The sequence below is a fragment of the Vibrio sp. Vb0304 genome, assembly GCF_033338995.1.
In the GTDB taxonomy this organism is placed as follows: Bacteria; Pseudomonadota; Gammaproteobacteria; order Enterobacterales; family Vibrionaceae; genus Vibrio; species Vibrio alginolyticus.
Genome location: NZ_JAWOTT010000012.1, coordinates 54,748 through 72,968 on the forward strand (window position 1 = coordinate 54,748; position 18,221 = coordinate 72,968).

The following is an 18,221-nucleotide window of genomic DNA, read 5'->3' on the forward strand; positions in this document are numbered from 1 at the left end:
GTCACTCACCAGTGTAAATTCTATTATGTATCGTGTAACAACGAACGATTAAAAATTATTACATCTCTTTCTTTCTGGATTGTTCGAAAGGGGTGCGGAGACGAACATAAATGAAAAAGCAGCATTGGCGACGCCGTTCGCTTTTTCCAGACAGCATAGTGACACAGCGGAAAGTGACTGTTTTACAAAGAGGAGCTCGTTATGAAAGCGCCTCGAAACCAACGCAGGATCTCAATGTTGTGCACGTCAATCACCGACAATTGTTGAGTGAAGGCGTCATAAATTATGAGCAGTTATCTTTACTTCAACGCTTGTTGGATAGAAATGTCGTCGATAGCCTGTGCGCTAGCCAGTTAGTAAAAACGTATCAAAAACTTGGTGCTTCGATAGACCGGTTTGCCATGCGTTTATTTTTGGAAATTGGATCGCAGCTCAGTGATAGCAGCACAATCACAACGTTCGAACAAAGGCTGGACTACATCAACTCTCGTCTGGGCTTTCGCTTTAATTTGGCTGTCCCAAAAACGTTGATGCTTTGCTTCCATTTATCACTCAACGAGTGGATTAACCGACAAGTCGATCAAAGTGCTCTTCATGCTTCGATTAAAGTTGAACAACTTATCAATCAACTCGATATTCAGAAGGAATATTGGTCGAAGCTATCAGGGGAAGACACCAGTGCCGTCTTTGTTCAACAGCAACTCGATCTTATTAAGAGCCAGCAGCATCAACTTAAAAAGCAACTTGGGACGTTAAGCGAACAACAGTTGCAAGTGATTGAATGTCATCGTTCGTTAATTGAGAAGTGGCAACCGTCTTTAGACGAGCTGAAAGGGTTCGCGGAGTACACCTCGACAACCGAACAATTTATTTCTGAGTGGAAAAATTGGTGTTCGGAAGTACGACTTGAAGCCCCTGAGCTGAACGAAGTTTGGGATGCATGCGATGTGGTTTACAACGACCAAAATGCGGTTGCGAAAGTATGGCAATGGTTCAAGAACATGCAAACTGTTGGTGATATCGATCACTACTATTTTGATACTCAAAGTGGTCAGTGCGGCCAGGCTTGCAATCACCTCAGCCAGATCTAAATAGGGCGTTAAATGTTAGATAAGATGATGAAATCTTTAGCGGAAGCGCTAAAGGTAGGGGATTTTATTGCCTCAGAAAATGGTTCTTACAACATCGAGGTTGACCAGTTATCACTGACCATCAAGCAACATGCGTCATGGATTTTATGGGAAGCGACGTTACCCTTCCAGTTTAAAGAGCATCTAGATTATCAACAAGAACAAGCGTTACAACGTTGCATGCAGCTCTCATTAAAAACCATTCGTGAGGATGGCAGCGTACTGACAACCAATGATGATCAGCAATTGATTTTGCAAAGTAAAGTAAGGGTTGAGGACTGTTCGGTGGAACGGTTCTCTGCTTTGCTTTCTAAGCACGTCAATCTATGCGAACGTTACATTGTATTATTGGAACAAGAACGTGTGAACCACACAATCAACCATACAGTGTGGTTACCATGATGCTAAAAATCTTTCCCAACATTAGGCGTGCTGCAACAAAGGCATTGTTATGCGCAGTGAGTGTTGTTCCTTTGGGATACGCGCAAGCAACAGACTTACACTGGCCCGAACAACCGTTCCGCTACTATGCAGATAACGACTCATTAAAAGAGTTGTTGAATAACTTCGGTGCAAATTATCGTGTCTCGGTTTCTGTTAGTGACAAAGTCAACGATCGAGTGAATGGGCGTTTTACCTCTGAAGATCCCGCGGAATTCCTCGATTACTTATCGCAAGTGTACAACTTGATGTGGTACTTCGATGGTGCCGTCTTACATGTCTATAAGGCGACAGAAACTCGCTCACGTTTACTTCAATTGGAATTACTTACGGCTAGAGAGCTACGCAGTACGTTAATTTCCACCGGCGTTTGGGATTCTCGTTATGGTTGGAGAGCTGCTGAGAGCAAAGGGTTAGTCTATCTTGCGGGTCCTCCACGTTATGTCGACTTAGTGGTACAAACGGCGGAGGCATTGGAAACGCGCTTGCTGCAGAAATCGAATTCAACCGACGAATTATTCGTTGAGATAATTCCTTTGAAGTACGCTTCTGCAACGGATAGAGAAATTGCATATCGAGATCAGACAATTACGGTCCCTGGCATCGCATCGGTGTTAAAACGGGTCGTGTCTGGTGTTCAAACTCAAGTGGCGAGTGCGTCTAGCAAAGAAGTTACCAGTCCAGATAAGCCTGTAAAAAGTAATAAAACCGCCTCAGTTCATGGTGGCGCAACAGTTGAAGCAGAGCCGGGCCTTAATGCGATTATCGTTCGTGATACTCAAGCACGATTACCGCTCTATCGTAAACTGGTCGCGCAATTAGACCAGCCGCAATCAAGAATTGAAGTCGCGCTATCGATTGTCGATATCAGTGCCAACGATTTAAGTCAGTTAGGCGTGGATTGGCGAGCGGGAGTGTCTGTCGGAAACAACCGCATTGTCGATATCAAAACAACAGGTGATGTGAATTCGGGGGATGTGACGCTCGGCAGTGGACAGAACTTTAAGTCCTTGCTTGATTCAACCAACCTAAATTACTTGCTGGCTCAAATTCGTTTATTGGAATCCAAAGGCAGTGCTCAAGTGGTTTCAAGACCAACATTGTTAACTCAGGAAAATGTCGAAGCGGTACTGAACAACAGCAGCACGTTTTACGTCAAGCTGGTTGGTAAAGAAACCGCAGCGCTGGAAGAGGTCACGTATGGCACGTTACTGAGAATTGTCCCACGTATCGTTGGTGATAGATTTGCTGCACGACCTGAAATTAACCTGAGCCTTCATCTCGAAGACGGTGCAAAGATCGCTGATGGTGGTGTCGATGATCTTCCTTCCGTTCGTAAAACTGAAATCAGCACCTTAGCGACGGTTAAACAAGGGCAAAGCTTACTTATCGGTGGTGTGTACCGAGATGAAGTGAGCCATCAGTTACGTAAAGTGCCATTGCTAGGAGACATCCCATATTTAGGCGCGCTGTTTAGAAGTAATACCAATACTAAGCGCCGCACAGTACGAATGTTTATTTTAGAACCTCGAATTGTTGTGGATGGTATTGGCGATAGTGTGTTGATTGGCAACGAATATGACTTGCGACCAAGTATAGGCAGGCTTAACAACATCTCCAACAATAGCGCTGAATTTCAATCGGTAGTGGAAGTATATAGCTGCACATCGAGGGTTCAGGCCGAGCGCTATCAACAAGACTTATTGTCCCAGAAAAAGTCGTCTCAATTAACGCAGTGCCAATTACCAACAGGGCAAAAGGGTTGGCGGGTGAAAGTATTGGAATGTGATGACTCACAAAGTGAGTGTGTGCGCCCTTCAGAGGAGTCTTAACCGCGATGCAGCAATGGAAAATTCGTATTTTATCAGGCGTGCATACCGGAGTAGAAGTCACCTTACCTGAAGGTGCTCTCGTGCTTGGCAGTGACGACTTTATTGCTGATCTTGTACTGTCTGATGCTGGGGTCGAAGCGAACCATTTCACCCTCGTTTGCCAGCAAGACTCGGTCATTTTACGAGGTTGCGAAGAGGCAAATATTAACAGTGAAGACATCGCTGTTGCAGGTGATGGTATCGAGTTGTCACGCCATGCTGTTGTCTCGGTCGGCGTTGTGAAGTTCGCTCTGGGATACGCGGAAGATGCGTTAATTGTGAGTAACGTCAGCGACGAATCTAGCCAACAGAATACACCTGTGGTTGCTGTGCAACGCTCTAGCTGGAAAAAAACAACGCTCATCGCTTTGCTTTGTAGTTTTGTCCCGAGTGTCATTTTTGCCGGTATGTGGTACAGCCAAGCTAACGGAAACAACAATGAAATTGTTACAGAAGCAGAACCCATTGTTTTGGTACGTAACATCTTAGGCGAGCTCAAACTTAGCGACGTTCGTGTGGAATGGAATGCCGCCGCACGCCAAGCAGTCCTAGAGGGTTATGTTGAAGACCGAACACAGAAACTCGATCTGCTTGGTCGAATTGATGTATTGGGCATCAATTACAAAAGTGACTTAAGAACGATGGAAGAAATCCGTCGCGGGGTTCGATTTATTTTGCGCAACCTCGGCTATCACCAAGTGAAAGTCGAAAATGGCGATGAGACCGGCACACTGCTGCTGACGGGCTATATCGATGATGCAAGCCGCTGGAACCAAGTTGAACAAATCTTGGAGCGAGACGTGCCTGGTCTTGTTGCGTGGAAGGTTGAACTGCAGCGAGCGGGTGCCTACATGGATACGCTAAAAGCGTTATTAACGGATGCGGAGCTACTGAAGAAAGTCCAGTTGGTCACCAGCGGTGATCGCATCGAAGTGCGTGGTGAGCTTGATGATATCGAAACGACTCGATTTTACGGTGTGACCCGAGACTTCCGGGAACAATATGGTGAGAAACCGTACTTAGTTTTGAAATCCATACCTAAGGTGAGTAAAGGCACTAACATCGATTTCCCGTTTCGTAGCGTTAACTTTGGCCAGGTTCCATATGTGATTCTGACCGATAACGTTCGCTATATGGTCGGTGCAAGAACGCCTCAGGGCTACCGAATATCCAGTGTTACACCTGCTGGTATTGAGTTGGTTAAAGGCGGGCGGGTGATAACAATAGAACTTGGATATGAAGGCGAGACGAACAATGACAAATCTTGAACAAATTTTAAATAACGACACAAACGGTGCGGAAGTGCACAAGATTAAGAGCAAGCTCTTAGAAGCACAAGCGGTGGTGAAACGTCAGTTGGATTTAGGGTGCTCACCACAGCAGTACCAATTGCTACTCAAACAGTATGAAGCTTACACAGCCGCCCATGCGGTCGTTGAATCATACGAAGCTAACTAAAAAATACGAGGAAGTCTTATGTCATTTTACGATGCTAGTAACAGTGTAAACCTTGATGATGTTAAAGCTAAGTTAGAACAACAAGCGAAAGATGCCAACACAGAAGTGACGGCAGCCATCAAGAACCTAGAAACCAATGCCGATGATCCATCAAAGCTTGCCGAGCTTCAGCACGCGATCAACAAATGGTCTGTTGTTTACAATATCAATGCGACCACCACTCGTGCGATTAAAGATGTGATGCAGTCGATTCTCCAGAAGGTGTAAAGCATGGAACGAGAAACGCGCCAACTGCTGGCTGAAATCGCGCTGATGGCAACAGGTATGCATCGTCATCAAGAAGCCAACACGATTGCAGATGGCCTTGAAGCAAGCTCAGGTTCTGAAGAGACCGTTGCGATGATTCGTGCAATGAGCCTCATGAATAAAGGCTTGTATGAAGAGGCTCATCAATTACTCGAACCGCTTTGTAACGCCTATCCAGATCTGATCAGCTTAGCGGCTCTTGCTTCTGCCAAAGCCGGTTTACTGAGCAAAGCGGAAAGCTGGGTAGAACTTGCGTCACAAGGAAGCGAAGAAAGCCAAGCATTTGCTGCGAGCTTTTCTCAGGACATTAGGAATCTTGGATGATCATTGATTCAAGTAACCTAAGTCTTCAACACCAATCTTTGCGTCAGTCGGAGTCGCGCCATTATGAGCGGAGCGATGAAGACAAGATGAAAGCACTCATGGAGCGAAGTGACAAGCAAGAGCAAGTTTCACATGTTTCTCCAAAAGAGACGCTAGAGAAAACAGAAGCCAAACTGGCGGATATTAAAGCGTGGTACGAATCATTAAAAGACGCAGAGGTTGTCAGTAAACAAAGTGTCTTATCATCGTTAAGTGAAGCGTTCTCCGACCCTCAAGTTAAACGAGAGGCAATGTGGTACGCCTTTCATGAGGCGAAGAGTGCAAAAGGCAACGAGCAGCCACAATCTGATTTGTTAAAGGTGTTGAAGCAGGAGTTACTAGGGAATTTTTCGGGACAGCTTATTGCCGAACCACCTGCTGATAAAACAGCACTAAAAGCAATGCTAGCGCAGCATTTTCTACTGGGTGCCCAGAAAGAACAAGCCTTATGGCATTGCTGGGCAGAGTTGAAGTCGTTACCTAATATGGCATCAACACTGGACATGGTTCGTGATGAACTTAGCTTCATGATCCAAAAAAATGCGATGGTGAAAAACATCATGACTCACAGTCACAAGTTAGATTTATCTTAGGAGTACATATGATAAACACGCAGTACACCGAGGTGATGCAAACCAACATTGATAAGTTGCAGGATGCGCAAGTCGAAGACGGTTTAAGCGAACGTTTTGAGCAAGCCATGTCGGTTCCCGAGGCAAGTAATGGCCTGGAGGGCGGTTTGCTAGAAAACATCAGCGAGTTGAAAAACACTATCGATAACGCGAAAAGTAACCTGCAAGACAACATGAAGATGGTGGGTGATGATCCGGCGCAATTACTGCAAATGCAGTGGGCGCTGACACGCATTACTTTTCAAGAAGAGCTGATCGCGAAAACCGTGGGTAAAACCACACAAAACGTAGAAACCTTATTGAAGGCACAATAGTGATGATGAATAAAATGAGAGCAGTTTTCATCATGCTCACGTTGTTTCTGGTAGGTTGTCAGACCGAGTTATACACCAACGTTACTCAGAAAGAGGGTAATGAGATGTTGTCGATCTTACTATCCGAAGGTGTCGTTGCAACAAAAGAACCTGACAAAGACAACACCGTCAAGTTAATGGTAGACAGTTCTCAAATCGCCTTCGCGGTAGATGCGCTAAAGCGAAAAGGTTATCCAAGAGAGCAGTTTTCCACACTGAAAGAAGTGTTTCCCAAAGACGATTTGATCTCGTCACCATTAGCAGAACGAGCACGTTTGGTATACGCGAAATCTCAAGAGCTCTCCTCAACCTTATCTCAGATTGATGGCGTGCTAGTGGCACGTGTTCATGTTGTTTTGGAAGATCAAGATCTGCGTCCAGGAGAGCGTCCAACTCCAGCTTCTGCCTCCGTATTTATTAAACACGCGGCAGATATTGCGCTTGATTCATATGTTCCGCAGATCAAATTATTAGTGAACAACAGTATTGAGGGGTTGAACTACGATCGAATCAGCGTAGTGATGGTACCCTCATCAGAGGTTCGAGTTGCTACTCAAAACAATCAATTTAAAAGCATTTTGTCGGTTCAGGTCACCAAAGAGACGGCGAATAATCTTATCGCCATTTTGGTGTTCTTGGTAGCGGCACTCATCGGCTCGAATATCGCTACTTTTACATGGTGTCGTAGGAACACGAAGCGTGGTTAAACCAGAAACACCACTCGCGCAGGTACAACACCAGTTTAACTATGCGCCTTGCCAGTACATCCATAGAAGTTGGATAGAGCAAAAGCAGCCTTGGTTACTAAATATCGAAGGCTGGAGAGATAACCCCATGTTCAACCAATGGTGTATCAATGAGTGGGCGTTATCTCCCGTTCCTGAGACGGCTTTTAACAGACCTTGTCATAGTTTGGCATTGCTCCCGACAGACGCGTTGAATCAACTCGTATTGATGGTGGGTGGAGCTTTGCATTGTGTTGCGATGCGAAGCGTTGTCTTAAAACACCCGAAACAGGTTCTGAACAACGTTTTTGGTTTGGAAGGCGCTCGGTTCTTAATTCAAAACGGGCCGATGCTGTTATCCAGTTGGCCGCAAGGCTGGCAGCGTTCGTTACCAGAACTACTGGATGAAAGGTCTGTTGAAGCAAGCATGAGGGCGCTGGGATATTTTTGGATGAGGTTTATTTTGATTAACTCACCGGAAGATGTTGTTCTTCGTTGGCAATTCAAATTAGAAAAGCAACTTAGCGAAAACGCGGAAACAGCTAACTGGTTGGAAGCGGATCAACGAGATCTGGCGTATCGACTCACAAAAAAAATCGCAAAACAGGTTATTCCTCAATGGTTTCATTTGTTGAAATAAAAACAGACAATTTGCATCTGGCACCTGGCTTAAAGGTGCTGAAAGCGAAAGATTATGCCAGTTATCTGGATTCGCAACACTTAGTTGAAGCCGCGAACTCCAAAGCTGAAAGCATCATTGCTAATGCCCAACAAGCCTACGAAACCGAAAAACAACGTGGTTATCAAGATGGCCTTGCACAAGCCAAGATTGAAAATGCGCAAACGATGGTTGAAACCTTAGCACGTTGTAATGACTACTATCAGCAAGTCGAAGAAAAAATGACAGGTGTGGTGTTAGAAGCAGTACGTAAGATCATCGATACCTTCGATGATGTCGATACCACGGTGAGTGTAGTTCGAGAAGCGTTGCAACTGGTGAGCAACCAAAAGCAGGTCATTTTACATGTCCACCCAGAGCAGGTTGTTGAGGTGAGGGAAAAGGTGGCTGGTGTATTAAGTGATTTCCCTGAAGTCGGTTACGTTGACGTGGTAGCAGATGCGCGCTTGAAAAATGGAGGCTGCATTTTGGAAACAGAAGTTGGGATCATCGACGCCAGTATTGATGGACAGCTGCATGCATTAAAGCAAGCCATGGTGAAGCAGCTCAGCGAGCGTAAAATTACGATTCATGAATAAACCTCAAAAACTCAGCACTTGCTGAGTTTTTTCATTTTAATGCCTTTAAACAAAAAAAATCCGACCATTTCTAAAATATTCACTGCCATAAATCCTTAAGAATACACCTAAGAAAGCTGCTTAGTTGATAAGTGTTGCAACCAAGCAGCGCCTCTAAAACAAAAATAGGATTATTTAGTCGAATGGCTAATGGATTTATAACTTCTTTACTGACAGATTTTGCCAGCCGCTGCCAATTGGAGCCGTTGGTTTTTGATGAAGATGATTGTTGCCATCTACTCGTTGAGCAAAACACAGCAATCACAATTCGTGCACAAGAAGATCGTGTGACGCTTATCGGGCTGATTTCAGGTGATGAACCGAGTGCTGATATTTTGCATCAACATATGAAAGATGCCTTAACGCAAGGCTCTCCAACGGTATGCTGGGAGGAAGAGACCGGATATATCGGTTTCATACACCTGCCTCAGCAACTGCTAACTGCATCTTTTTTCGATGAGTCATTTGCGAATTTCATCGAGTGGTTAAAAAGTGCGAATACACAAGAAGTAACCAATAAAACAACCGAAGTACCGGAAACGAATACCACTCATTTTTCCACATTAAGGGTTTAAAACATGATCAGTTTTGGAAGTGTTAGCGCGTTGCAGGCCGCCATGCCGCAAGCTCGTAACGAGATACTTAACGAAGGTAAGCTGAGTATTGGTGGCAAAGAATACCAAATCAACGCAGCGACCCAAGAATTTACTCGCGCCAATCCTACGAATGGTGCAGTAGCGCGATTTTTTGAAGCGACAGGAAAACTGTTTCGCGAAGGTAGCCCACAATCGGTAGCGAAAGCCCTTACAAAAGCCGTATTTGATAATGAGCAAGGACAAGCTCAGCGTTTACAAGCTGCTTCTTCTGTTGAGCATGGACAAATGTTCTTCAAAGATGGAAGCATAAAAACCGCATCAGATGTCTTAAATGCCTTTGCGAAGTTAGACAGTAAATCAGTTCAGTCGAACTCTGCTGAGCTAAACCAGTTAGCAGAGCGAGCGATGACAGAGGCTATGTTAGAAACCGATTCTGGTAAAAACCTCACATCACTGATTGGCGAAAGTGCAGCGAAGTTGCTTGCTGGACGTGTAGTAAAAGACTACGGCGGTGGTGTATCTGCAGCGCAGAAAAACCCGGCAGGTAGCATTAATCAAATGCAAGCGGTGTTTGATATGGAGGTGATGCATCTTAAATCGGCGCAACGTCATATCGAAGGTCTAGCAAGCACCGATCTAAGCCAAGGTGTATACGCTGAAGGACTGGCAGAGGACGCGTTTAACAAAAGTGGCGTAACCAATAATGTTGAAAGAGCTGCAGCGTGGATCATTAATGCTTCTAACTCTAAAGGAAACGATGCCGAAAATATTACGTCTTTACTGAAAGAATACGCGTCTAATGGTAAAGATTTATTGAATATGGAAAACCTAAAAGAGCTACACGCTCGATTGGTGCCTAATGTTGAGCGTGATTACCGAGGGCCAAATATTTCGGGTGGCACTTTGCCTTCAAGTATTGGCGGTGAGGGCATGTTAAAGCAGCACATTGAAGGCTTTTTGAAAGAGAACCCTGTAGAAGATAAAGACTTAGGTAAGCATTTGTTCGCCGGAGTTATCGGGTACCATGGCTTTACCGATGGAAATGGTCGCATGGGTCGCATGCTATACGCGATAGCAGAACTTCGTAACGACTCGTTCAATCCTTTAGCTATGGATGCAGAAAATAGCCTTCACGGTATTAAGTGATTTTTTACTTCTATTTAATTTTTGGAGCGGCGATTGCCGCTCTTTTATTTTCCAGCTTAACCTTAATTTTTCTTCTCAATAAAACGGCTAATAGCAATAAAAATGAGACGTTGAAATAAAGTGTCGGTTTCTATCTCGCCATAAAATCTCTTTTATCCTTATTCGCTTATTTAAATGAGCCGTTATACCCAAGTGGCTTCGCTGCAATAAATATATCGATGTCACTTAGTTATAATAAATTAGACAGGACACAACATGGATACAGGAAAGATTAATATGCTTCTCTCTGAGCTAGGAGAAGTGCTGAACCTTGAGCGCGTGACAGCGTATGACAATCAAATGTGGTCACTGCATTTTGCTGAAAACAACAGTGTCGATGTTCTGCTCGTAGAGGAAAAAGGCGAGTTATTGATTTCCAAAAACCTGCTTATAGAACAAGATGATATTACGCTAGATAAACTTCAAGTTTTACTTGAATACAACTTCTTGTATCGAGAAACAGGTGGTGTGCAGTTTTGTGTGAATCCAACACGCAAAGACGTTGTTCTTCAAGTTGCTATCGCGGCTGGAAGTGAACTCACCAACATTGCTAACTTAATCATTCAGTTGAACGAATTAGTTGATACTTGGGGACAGTTATTTCAAAACAACACGGTTGTAGATTTTAGCCAAACAGACGTACACGCATTTATTCAAGTTTAAGGCATCACACATGGTCAATATTAATACATCGCAAATGCACTCGTTGAGTCAGTTAACGTCACATTTGGCGACACAAAATCAAGCTGACGACAAAGAGGTTCGAGCACACAACGGTAAAGATATTTTTGTTAAAGAGGGCGCACCAAAAAATAAAAGTATCAGCGCGCGTATTAGCCACCAGAATAAAGCGAAAGATATTGTAGTGAACCTGCTTACTAAGCAGGGTATTCCTAAAGATGTTGCGAAGCTGATGCTGAAAAATGTGTTGAACGGTGAAAACAAGTTAACGCTTGGGAGCCTGAAAAATCTTGAGAGATTGTCGTCTGGTCCTAGCTCAAATTGGCCCACTGCACAAACGGCAGCCTCTTCTTCCAAAACCAATAAAGCCTCATCGAGTGTCGCGCTTATCAACGAACATAAAGCCAACCTTCAAAAGCTTGGTGATTTTGCCTGTACGGACTTAAATACGTTCGGTGTTAAGGGGTCACAGTTTTATGAAACAAAAGGAAAGCCACGACTAAAAGAGCTTCACGCGGATCAAGCGCGAATCATGCAAGATCACAGAGCGACGATGTCCGCAAACGGAATTCAAGCTGCAGCACAAAGAGGAACCGCACCGCAATTAAGCACTCTACAGAACATTGCTAAGGCAGTACAAACCGCGAAAGCCGGCTGCTGTACTACATTTGCCTTTGCTGCCGCCGCTGAGATGATTCAAGGCATGTCAGGAACACCTGAAAGTGAACCCAAAGTAGAAGTGGTTGCGTTTAAAAAGGGTCATTCAGGTACACACCTTTATGTACTGGTTGGTCGACAAGAGGGGAGCGACATAAAAGATCCATCAACGTGGAGTAAGGATGTGAAAATTGTTGACCCGTGGGCGACATCTGCATTCGGTGCACCAATGTTTGGAGATGCACAACGACCACCTGTTTCGAATATGTTCCCGCCAACAGAAGTCATTTTTGATAGCCATAAACTGGGTTAGTCACTCTGCAAAAGAAGTGAGCAAATACACCATGCTAAGCATCTAACCTTTATTGAAAGAGCAGCTCTGAGCTGCTCTTTTTTATTACTCTGGCAACTCGTTTTTAGAGCGAGGTTTCTGCGGAAAACCTCACAATGAAGGCGAAAAAGTGACAAAAATAAAGCCATTACCGACATCGTTCAATCTGCAATCGTTGTTCAATAGAGTTATTGAAACAAAAGGAAAAAGTTATGAACACGATTCAACAACTGCTCTTGGAGTTTTGCCAACTCAATGAGTTGCCCGAACTGAATTTTGAAGAAAATGAACGTTGTCAGCTACTGGTCGATGATCGCTACATGTTGTATTTCATCGCGACAGATACGGATGATTTGATGTTGTCTGTAACGTTCGGAGGGTTAGAAAAATCCGGTGAACAACGACTAAAAGGTTTAGAGCTTCTTGCTCATGCTAACTATCAAGGAATAGGTAGTGGCAGCCTCGCACTTGCTTTGGCTCCAAACGGTCGACAGCTTGTCTTAGCAGGACGTAAACCCGTTGAGCATCTAAATACGACGAACCTTACCGCTTGGTTTCACGAAGTTATTGAACAGGCCGAGCTGTGGCAAGCGCGTTTCGCAATGTTGGATCAAGCGATTCCAACCACCTCTAATCATGAACAAGCTCATGTTCAATCACTTCGTGTGTAGGAGAGAAAAATGGTTAATACAACACAAAAAATCAGCCAAAGCCCAGTACCTGATCTAGAACAGTTTCGTGCAGTTGCTGCACAAAAAGATGACCGAGTGATCAGTAAAAGAGGTGAAGTAAAAGAACCTTCCACATTCCACAAAGGTCATAAGTTTGCTTCTATTCACGAAGGCGTATTGAGAAGCAAATACACTAAGTTTTTCCAAGAAAACATCAAAACTCACCTTGATTTAAAGCAGGCGCTACTTAAGCAAGAAAAACCTGAGGTTGCGCTGTTGGCATACTCCCTAGTGAGTCCTTCAGGCTATCGCGGTGAGCCACTTACTGAGCGTAAAATCTTAGAAGTTGTCAGCCTATTGGATGAAATAAAAGTGAGCAGCGATGCGTACCAGCAGCTTAAAAATACGTTTGATGCGATCAGCAAAGATCCGCGTATGCAGGTGAGTTTAGAAGCCCAGTATCCAGGAAAAATGGATGGCTTCGCTGCTGAACTGTTACAGATGGGCAAAGAAAAGCTAAAAGGTTCTGGTGTGAACGCCGTTATTAACTTGGCATTACCTGGTGTTGGCTTATTGATTTCTACAGGTCGAGAGCTGCACAAAGCGGCCGTAAATGGTGATGCTGAGGCTTACCATCATCAGTTAGAACAAATTTCACAGCTGCCAGGGCGAGATCAACGTCTTTCTATGCCGATGCAGCAAACCTTGGCTCAAGGTCATGCGATACTGTCGGCTGAAGGTGGCATTGGAGCTACGTTAGGTATGGCGACGGGGAGCCTGGGCACGTTCGGTGTTAGCTCTGTAGCAACGGTGGGCGTCACACCGATAGCAAAAGAGGCAATCGGTTCTGCGGCAACGACTGCTATCATGAGCGGCGGTGGCTTTGTGGCGAACCAAGCTGGGGCATACGGGTTAAATACGGAAGTAAAAGAGCAACTTATGCAAGGCGAAATGTCTGGTGTTTTACCTAGACTTGAAGTTTCCAATGCAAAAGGAGACTTTACCTTCAGTATGCAAGATCCGGCTTCTGTCCGCGCATTAATGGCGTACCTTGGCCCTAAGGAGGATACTGCAATGACTTCTCCTCAAGCGCCTAAAGAGGCACAAGAGATGGAAGCCGCTCGATTAACACTGAAAAAGATGTTGGGTTCAGAGCCAAGTGAGCACTTGGTTCCTGACGTAGATTCTATCTTGAAGCTAAGCCCAGAGGATGCACCAAGTAAAACCGAGTCTATTGCTAACGGGGCGTTTAAAAAACTGTTAGGAGAAGATTGGGATTGGCTCATGCCAGCTGTTCGAGCGATTGATAAAGGGGAAGCAAGTAAAATAAACGAAAAGCTAACCTACAAGCTCCCCCTAGATGCAGCAAACGGACGAGTTTATCTTGATAAATGCCCAAACCTGAGTGACGTCCAATTAGATGCGCTAGAAAAACTAGGCTCACCAAGTCAATTGCGATTGATGTACTTGGCAGAAGGCTGGGTGTAATTTCAAATGGTAAAGTAGGGAGTAGGTGCTGCTCCTTACTTTATCTACCGTCAGCGTTCCTTTTTGGGGCTGGCTAATATCGGTTTAATTTAACTTTTCGACTGAAGAAACAAACACACAAGTGTCAACGTTATACCAACCCAACCAATGAAAGAAATTTCTTCCCCAACAATCGCAACTGCTAGTGCTGCTGCGATAACAGGTTCAAATAGCGTGAGTATGCTAGCTCCACTGGCTGTAACAAACCGTAGCCCAAACCCAAAAGCGACGTAACCTAACCCCATTGGAATCAAGGCCATGTAGAGCATGACCGCCGTATTAGTTGACGATGCAAATAGATTATCACCCGTGATGAAAAGTGTTGGTAGAAGCAAAACTCCACCAATACCAAAAACACTTCCCATGGCCGTTTGCGATTCAATGCCGTGGTCAATCATAGCCTTTACTCCCCATGAGTAAATGGCGTACGTCAAACCTGCCAATAGGCCAAGTAATACACCCCAATGCTTCATATCCTGATCAAATAAGCTATTTGCGGATGACTCAGAAGCCAGCAACAAGGTAATGCCAATGACCCCGATTGCGAAACTCATCATCCAGCGCTTGGTTATGGTCTGATTTCGGCTAAAGAGACACTCTAACAAAGCAGAAAAGAAAGGAGCAGTGGAGATAGAAATAACCGTACCAATAGCCACACCAGCGAATCGCATTGATGAATAAAAAGCCAGTGGGTAGGTGGCTAAGGCGATAATACTAATCAGTAACGTTTTCTTCTTATGTACGACTTTTCGAAAATCTCTCTTCAGTGACTTCGCAGATAGACATGCTTGCATAAACCCACCAATACCCATAGAAAATGCGCCAATGGCGAGAGCACTGACATCCGGTGCCAAGCTGGCAGCGGTGCCCGTCGTTCCCCACAGGGTTGAAGCAAAAAGTATGGATAAAGTTCCTAATTGATAGTCGGTGAAATGTTTTTTTAACACTGTAATTTCTACCTAGTGAATGGCTGTTTTAGGGTAGAAAGAATAAAAGAAAGCGATAGAGATTTTTGTGCTGAAAAGACGGAATACTTGTTCCAGAAGACTATTTTAGTGACTATCGGGAAAACTCTCTAGGAGACATACCAAAATGCATTGAAAACCGTCGACTAAACGCGGAAAGGTCACTATAACCAACTCGTTCAGCTATCAACTGAACTGGAAGGTCTGTATGAGTCAGTAGTGCTTTGGCTTTTTCCATACGTTGTAGTGTAATGTACTTATGGACGCTCACTTTTAGCTGCTCTTTAAAAAGCTTTTTAAACTGCGTCGGACTCAAGCAAGCGGCATTCGCTAATGAGGCAATGGTGAGTGGCTGATCAAGCTGCTCCGCGATCACAACCTGTACATCTCGAATACGCAAATCCACGGAGCGAGACCGCTTTTGCTGCTCCAGCAACAGATAGAAGGTTGCAACCATTGAGTTTTCAATTTCATCATTAACCTGATACTCAAGTTGCTTTTCGACAAACTGGATAAAGCTCAGTAGAGGCGGGCTAATCGAAAACACAGCCACACTATTATCCATCAAATGAGTGGGCAAAGTGGTCATATCCGCAACAATAAAGCGTGATGACTCTTCGGCATTAAACCCGTGAGCACAACTTTTGGGGATGACTATGCAGTCGCCAACCGCCACCTTTCCGACATAGCTATCCATATCAATATGTATGTTGCCCTGGAGAGGAAGCACCAGTTGATGATAATCACTATGAGTATGTCGGCTCATACGTTTCGTGTAGGAGCGAATGCTTAAGCTAGATTTCATAAAAACAACATACAGTTAAAGGATACCGCATTATAGCGTTGAAAGTATCGAGGTTGAAAGCTGGGCAGTTGTAAGCCCAGATCTTGAATGGGATGTGGTTTGTTAGTCCGCCTCGGACTCTAACGAAGCCAACCAACGAAGCACTTCCGCAGTTGCCTCAATAAGATCGCTTGGGATGTACTGGTCGACGTTACCGTCGGCGTATAGTGCACGAGCAAGAGGGACTTTTTGCATCACAGGCACGCCTTCCTCTTTAGCGATTGCGACCATACGTTTGGCTACCGCATCGGTTTCCATCAAAGTGATGACGGGCAGGGGCGTTTCGCCTTTCTTGTAATAAAGGCCAACCGCGATATGTGTTGGGTTTGTAACTAATACATTAGAACGTTTAACGTTTTCACGTTGATTAGAGGCTTGTAGCTCTTGGTGTAACTGACGACGTTTGCTTTTTATTTCTGGACTGCCTTCCATCTCTTTGTATTCGCGCTTCACTTCGTCCTTGCTCATTTTGAGCTTTTTCGTGTGATCAAACTTCTGGTACGCAAAATCTGCGGCAGCGATGACGATGAAGCCTACCGAAGAGATAATCATTAATTGTTTAATCATGACGCCAGTAATGGTCGGGACACATTCTAGCCCACAAGTTGGAATTTGCATTAAAGCGTTGATGTTACCGCGTAATGTCACCCAGATAATGCAGGAAAGAAGAGAGACTTTAAGGATCGACTTGATAAACTCAATCACACTCTTGAGGGAAAAAATGCGTTTGGCCCCTTCGACGGGATTGATCTTTTTGATGTCGGGTTTAACGGATTCACCACTAAATAGGAACCCGAACTGCCCCATATTGGAAAAGATGGCGACGAGTGCAGCAACCAGAATAATCGGAGCGAGTAGATAGGCAATTTCTTTTGCGATGGCGATAGCGACATCGACTAGCGCATCTTGGAAACCCTGATAAGCAAGCTTACTTGGTAGGAGAATAAGCGCTGAGATGTGCGACATGTAATAATCGGCGAACGCAAACAGTACAATTATGAGCGCCAAAATTAATGCAGACGATACGATTTCTTGGCTTTTGGCAACCTGACCTTTCTGCCGAGCATCGCGTAACTTTTTTGCGGTGGGTTGCTCTGTTTTTTCTGCACTCATAAAGAATCCTAAGCGTTATTGCCAAATGGTATTGAGTTGTTCTGCGAATCGGGTAATGCCGTAAAACTGTACTTCAAAGTGATCCATCATTATTCCGAGATACACGATCAGTAAAACACTCGCGATGGCACTTTTTATTGGCATGGCAAGGAAAAAAACATTCAATTGCGGTGCAAAACGACTGATAAGCGCTAGACCAAACTCAGCAAGAAACATTGCCAACACTAATGGAGCGGACATCAACACACCAAGCCACATAAGCTGTTCAAATTGCGCGTAGAAGAAGCTCACCCATGCGTCGCTAACGGTTGGGAAAAAGTCCACGATCGGCCAAGATGTATAGCTTTTGAATAACGCATAGATAAAAGTGACAAAGCCCCCGCCAGAGAAGAACAGGGTAATCAACGTTTGGGTCAGTAATACCGCTGTTGGTGTGGATTGTGAGCCTAGCGTTGGGTTAAACATACTTGCCATGGCAGCCCCACGTTGGTTGTCGACCAGAAAACCGGCCGCTTCTATCGCCCAAAAAGGGATAGCAGCAACAAACCCTATCAATAGCCCAATTAATACCTCCTTACCCAAAATCATTATCAGCCAAATGCCGTCGGTTTCTGCGGGCAAGCTTTGCTGATTAATCATCGGAAATATAAACAGTGCGAGTGAGCAAAGCACACCATTTCTCACCATGGTGCCGCCTAACATTTGCTTGCTCAAAATAGGCAAAAAGATGAAGCATGCCATTAACCTAGGTAACGTCAGGCTGTACAAAAATAAAGCCTGGTGTAAGTCGTGATAACTCATCGTATTTGAGGAATTTTATCCATAGCAAGCGAGGCGAAGGCGTGGAGCTCTGCCCCTAGCCATTGCGTTGTGACGAACAGCGTAATAATGACCGCGATAAGCTTGACCACAAAGCCTAACGTTTGTTCTTGGACCTGAGTTAACGCCTGAATAAGCGACACCAATGTACCAACCAATGCTGCGACTAAAATCGGCGGTAATGACAAGTACAACACTAGGGTTAATGCTTGAGTCGTGAAATGAATGATTTCAGCAGAATGCATACTTTCTCCGTG

23 protein-coding genes are annotated in these 18,221 nt (G+C 44.6%); 18 read left to right on the forward strand and 5 right to left on the reverse strand.

Annotated features, from left to right (window positions below; genetic code table 11):
- Nucleotides 1–110: 110 nt before the first annotated feature.
- The 18 genes from R7P35_RS15270 (at nt 111) to R7P35_RS15355 (ending at nt 14,184) form a co-directional block, all read left to right on the forward strand.
- Nucleotides 111–1,091 carry a T3SS regulon anti-activator ExsD domain-containing protein gene (locus R7P35_RS15270; protein WP_025768113.1) on the forward strand — a complete coding sequence of 327 codons (981 nt, stop codon included), beginning with the start codon at nt 111–113 and terminating at the stop codon, nt 1,089–1,091.
- 12 nt (nt 1,092–1,103) lie between these two features.
- Nucleotides 1,104–1,532 carry a YscB family type III secretion system chaperone gene (locus R7P35_RS15275; protein ID WP_258458279.1) on the forward strand — a complete coding sequence of 143 codons (429 nt, stop codon included), beginning with the start codon at nt 1,104–1,106 and terminating at the stop codon, nt 1,530–1,532.
- Nucleotides 1,529–3,403 carry a type III secretion system outer membrane ring subunit SctC gene (gene sctC, locus R7P35_RS15280; RefSeq protein WP_411978883.1) on the forward strand — a complete coding sequence of 625 codons (1,875 nt, stop codon included), beginning with the start codon at nt 1,529–1,531 and terminating at the stop codon, nt 3,401–3,403. Before R7P35_RS15275 ends, sctC begins: the two co-directional genes overlap by 4 nt.
- Nucleotides 3,404–3,408: 5 nt before the next feature.
- Nucleotides 3,409–4,710: a type III secretion system inner membrane ring subunit SctD gene (gene sctD, locus R7P35_RS15285; protein ID WP_017821344.1), complete on the forward strand. Its 1,302-nt coding sequence runs from the start codon at nt 3,409–3,411 to the stop codon at nt 4,708–4,710.
- Nucleotides 4,697–4,900 carry an EscE/YscE/SsaE family type III secretion system needle protein co-chaperone gene (locus tag R7P35_RS15290; RefSeq protein WP_005377198.1) on the forward strand — a complete coding sequence of 68 codons (204 nt, stop codon included), beginning with the start codon at nt 4,697–4,699 and terminating at the stop codon, nt 4,898–4,900. The genes sctD and R7P35_RS15290 overlap by 14 nt, the downstream gene beginning before the upstream one ends.
- Nucleotides 4,901–4,918: 18 nt before the next feature.
- Nucleotides 4,919–5,167 (forward strand): type III secretion system needle filament subunit SctF, encoded by a 249-nt coding sequence (gene sctF / locus R7P35_RS15295; RefSeq protein ID WP_005377199.1) that lies wholly within the window; start codon nt 4,919–4,921, stop codon nt 5,165–5,167.
- Between the two features lie 3 nt (nt 5,168–5,170).
- The gene (locus R7P35_RS15300; protein WP_005377200.1) at nt 5,171–5,530 is read left to right on the forward strand and encodes a YscG family type III secretion system chaperone; all 360 of its coding nucleotides are present in this window, start codon (nt 5,171–5,173) and stop codon (nt 5,528–5,530) included.
- Entirely contained in the window at nt 5,527–6,162 is a 636-nt protein-coding gene (locus R7P35_RS15305; protein WP_064353988.1) for a YopR family T3SS polymerization control protein, read from the forward strand. Before R7P35_RS15300 ends, R7P35_RS15305 begins: the two co-directional genes overlap by 4 nt.
- A gap of 8 nt (nt 6,163–6,170) precedes the next feature.
- The gene (sctI, locus tag R7P35_RS15310; RefSeq protein ID WP_005387149.1) at nt 6,171–6,515 is read left to right on the forward strand and encodes a type III secretion system inner rod subunit SctI; all 345 of its coding nucleotides are present in this window, start codon (nt 6,171–6,173) and stop codon (nt 6,513–6,515) included.
- A complete protein-coding gene (sctJ, locus tag R7P35_RS15315) occupies nt 6,515–7,261 on the forward strand; it encodes a type III secretion system inner membrane ring lipoprotein SctJ (RefSeq protein ID WP_086012989.1) in 747 nt (248 codons plus the stop codon). The genes sctI and sctJ overlap by 1 nt, the downstream gene beginning before the upstream one ends.
- Nucleotides 7,254–7,919, forward strand: coding sequence for a SctK family type III secretion system sorting platform protein VscK (gene vscK / locus R7P35_RS15320; protein ID WP_054728547.1), 666 nt, complete (start codon nt 7,254–7,256; stop codon nt 7,917–7,919). The genes sctJ and vscK overlap by 8 nt, the downstream gene beginning before the upstream one ends.
- Nucleotides 7,898–8,536 (forward strand): HrpE/YscL family type III secretion apparatus protein, encoded by a 639-nt coding sequence (locus tag R7P35_RS15325; protein WP_213896123.1) that lies wholly within the window; start codon nt 7,898–7,900, stop codon nt 8,534–8,536. The genes vscK and R7P35_RS15325 overlap by 22 nt, the downstream gene beginning before the upstream one ends.
- A gap of 182 nt (nt 8,537–8,718) precedes the next feature.
- Nucleotides 8,719–9,150, forward strand: a complete 432-nt coding sequence (locus tag R7P35_RS15330) for a type III secretion system chaperone (protein ID WP_104979261.1) — start codon at nt 8,719–8,721, stop codon at nt 9,148–9,150.
- A gap of 3 nt (nt 9,151–9,153) precedes the next feature.
- Nucleotides 9,154–10,317, forward strand: a complete 1,164-nt coding sequence (locus tag R7P35_RS15335; RefSeq protein WP_062730560.1) for a VopS family T3SS effector adenosine monophosphate-protein transferase — start codon at nt 9,154–9,156, stop codon at nt 10,315–10,317.
- A 255-nt stretch (nt 10,318–10,572) separates the two neighbouring features.
- Nucleotides 10,573–11,019: a type III secretion system chaperone gene (locus R7P35_RS15340; protein ID WP_021707758.1), complete on the forward strand. Its 447-nt coding sequence runs from the start codon at nt 10,573–10,575 to the stop codon at nt 11,017–11,019.
- Nucleotides 11,020–11,029: 10 nt separating this feature from the next.
- The gene (gene vopR, locus R7P35_RS15345; protein ID WP_238972256.1) at nt 11,030–12,007 is read left to right on the forward strand and encodes a type III secretion system effector VopR; all 978 of its coding nucleotides are present in this window, start codon (nt 11,030–11,032) and stop codon (nt 12,005–12,007) included.
- A gap of 230 nt (nt 12,008–12,237) precedes the next feature.
- Nucleotides 12,238–12,696 (forward strand): CesT family type III secretion system chaperone, encoded by a 459-nt coding sequence (locus tag R7P35_RS15350; RefSeq protein ID WP_005387141.1) that lies wholly within the window; start codon nt 12,238–12,240, stop codon nt 12,694–12,696.
- Nucleotides 12,697–12,705: 9 nt separating this feature from the next.
- Nucleotides 12,706–14,184, forward strand: coding sequence for a CesT family type III secretion system chaperone (locus R7P35_RS15355; RefSeq protein ID WP_151514830.1), 1,479 nt, complete (start codon nt 12,706–12,708; stop codon nt 14,182–14,184).
- An 89-nt stretch (nt 14,185–14,273) separates the two neighbouring features.
- Here R7P35_RS15355 and R7P35_RS15360 read toward each other — a convergent pair whose 3' ends face one another.
- From R7P35_RS15360 to vscS, 5 genes are all read right to left on the reverse strand, one after another.
- A complete protein-coding gene (locus R7P35_RS15360) occupies nt 14,274–15,176 on the reverse strand; it encodes a DMT family transporter (RefSeq protein ID WP_373417447.1) in 903 nt (300 codons plus the stop codon).
- 106 nt (nt 15,177–15,282) lie between these two features.
- Nucleotides 15,283–15,993 (reverse strand): helix-turn-helix domain-containing protein, encoded by a 711-nt coding sequence (locus tag R7P35_RS15365; RefSeq protein ID WP_021707757.1) that lies wholly within the window; start codon nt 15,991–15,993, stop codon nt 15,283–15,285.
- Nucleotides 15,994–16,095: 102 nt separating this feature from the next.
- The gene (gene vscU / locus R7P35_RS15370) at nt 16,096–17,145 is read right to left on the reverse strand and encodes a SctU family type III secretion system export apparatus subunit VscU (protein WP_005387129.1); all 1,050 of its coding nucleotides are present in this window, start codon (nt 17,143–17,145) and stop codon (nt 16,096–16,098) included.
- A gap of 15 nt (nt 17,146–17,160) precedes the next feature.
- Nucleotides 17,161–17,946: a type III secretion system export apparatus subunit SctT gene (sctT, locus tag R7P35_RS15375; protein WP_031778955.1), complete on the reverse strand. Its 786-nt coding sequence runs from the start codon at nt 17,944–17,946 to the stop codon at nt 17,161–17,163.
- A complete protein-coding gene (gene vscS, locus R7P35_RS15380; protein ID WP_005377227.1) occupies nt 17,943–18,209 on the reverse strand; it encodes a SctS family type III secretion system export apparatus subunit VscS in 267 nt (88 codons plus the stop codon). Before vscS ends, sctT begins: the two co-directional genes overlap by 4 nt.
- Between the last annotated feature and the right edge of the window lie 12 nt (nt 18,210–18,221).

Excerpts from the sequence above, each read along its gene's own strand:
- sctC (WP_411978883.1), top strand. The coding sequence starts at position 1,529 with ATGATGCTAAAAATCTTTCCCAACATTAGGCGTGCTGCAACAAAGGCA.
- R7P35_RS15365 (WP_021707757.1), bottom strand. The coding sequence starts at position 15,993 with ATGAAATCTAGCTTAAGCATTCGCTCCTACACGAAACGTATGAGCCGA.
- R7P35_RS15355 (WP_151514830.1), top strand. The coding sequence starts at position 12,706 with ATGGTTAATACAACACAAAAAATCAGCCAAAGCCCAGTACCTGATCTA.
- sctD (WP_017821344.1), top strand. The coding sequence starts at position 3,409 with ATGCAGCAATGGAAAATTCGTATTTTATCAGGCGTGCATACCGGAGTA.
- R7P35_RS15340 (WP_021707758.1), top strand. The coding sequence starts at position 10,573 with ATGGATACAGGAAAGATTAATATGCTTCTCTCTGAGCTAGGAGAAGTG.
- R7P35_RS15275 (WP_258458279.1), top strand. The coding sequence starts at position 1,104 with ATGTTAGATAAGATGATGAAATCTTTAGCGGAAGCGCTAAAGGTAGGG.
- vopR (WP_238972256.1), top strand. The coding sequence starts at position 11,030 with ATGGTCAATATTAATACATCGCAAATGCACTCGTTGAGTCAGTTAACG.
- R7P35_RS15290 (WP_005377198.1), top strand. The coding sequence starts at position 4,697 with ATGACAAATCTTGAACAAATTTTAAATAACGACACAAACGGTGCGGAA.
- vscU (WP_005387129.1), bottom strand. The coding sequence starts at position 17,145 with ATGAGTGCAGAAAAAACAGAGCAACCCACCGCAAAAAAGTTACGCGAT.
- R7P35_RS15300 (WP_005377200.1), top strand. The coding sequence starts at position 5,171 with ATGGAACGAGAAACGCGCCAACTGCTGGCTGAAATCGCGCTGATGGCA.
- R7P35_RS15350 (WP_005387141.1), top strand. The coding sequence starts at position 12,238 with ATGAACACGATTCAACAACTGCTCTTGGAGTTTTGCCAACTCAATGAG.
- sctT (WP_031778955.1), bottom strand. The coding sequence starts at position 17,946 with ATGAGTTATCACGACTTACACCAGGCTTTATTTTTGTACAGCCTGACG.
- sctF (WP_005377199.1), top strand. The coding sequence starts at position 4,919 with ATGTCATTTTACGATGCTAGTAACAGTGTAAACCTTGATGATGTTAAA.
- R7P35_RS15330 (WP_104979261.1), top strand. The coding sequence starts at position 8,719 with ATGGCTAATGGATTTATAACTTCTTTACTGACAGATTTTGCCAGCCGC.
- R7P35_RS15305 (WP_064353988.1), top strand. The coding sequence starts at position 5,527 with ATGATCATTGATTCAAGTAACCTAAGTCTTCAACACCAATCTTTGCGT.
- R7P35_RS15335 (WP_062730560.1), top strand. The coding sequence starts at position 9,154 with ATGATCAGTTTTGGAAGTGTTAGCGCGTTGCAGGCCGCCATGCCGCAA.
- R7P35_RS15325 (WP_213896123.1), top strand. The coding sequence starts at position 7,898 with ATGGTTTCATTTGTTGAAATAAAAACAGACAATTTGCATCTGGCACCT.
- sctI (WP_005387149.1), top strand. The coding sequence starts at position 6,171 with ATGATAAACACGCAGTACACCGAGGTGATGCAAACCAACATTGATAAG.
- vscS (WP_005377227.1), bottom strand. The coding sequence starts at position 18,209 with ATGCATTCTGCTGAAATCATTCATTTCACGACTCAAGCATTAACCCTA.
- R7P35_RS15270 (WP_025768113.1), top strand. The coding sequence starts at position 111 with ATGAAAAAGCAGCATTGGCGACGCCGTTCGCTTTTTCCAGACAGCATA.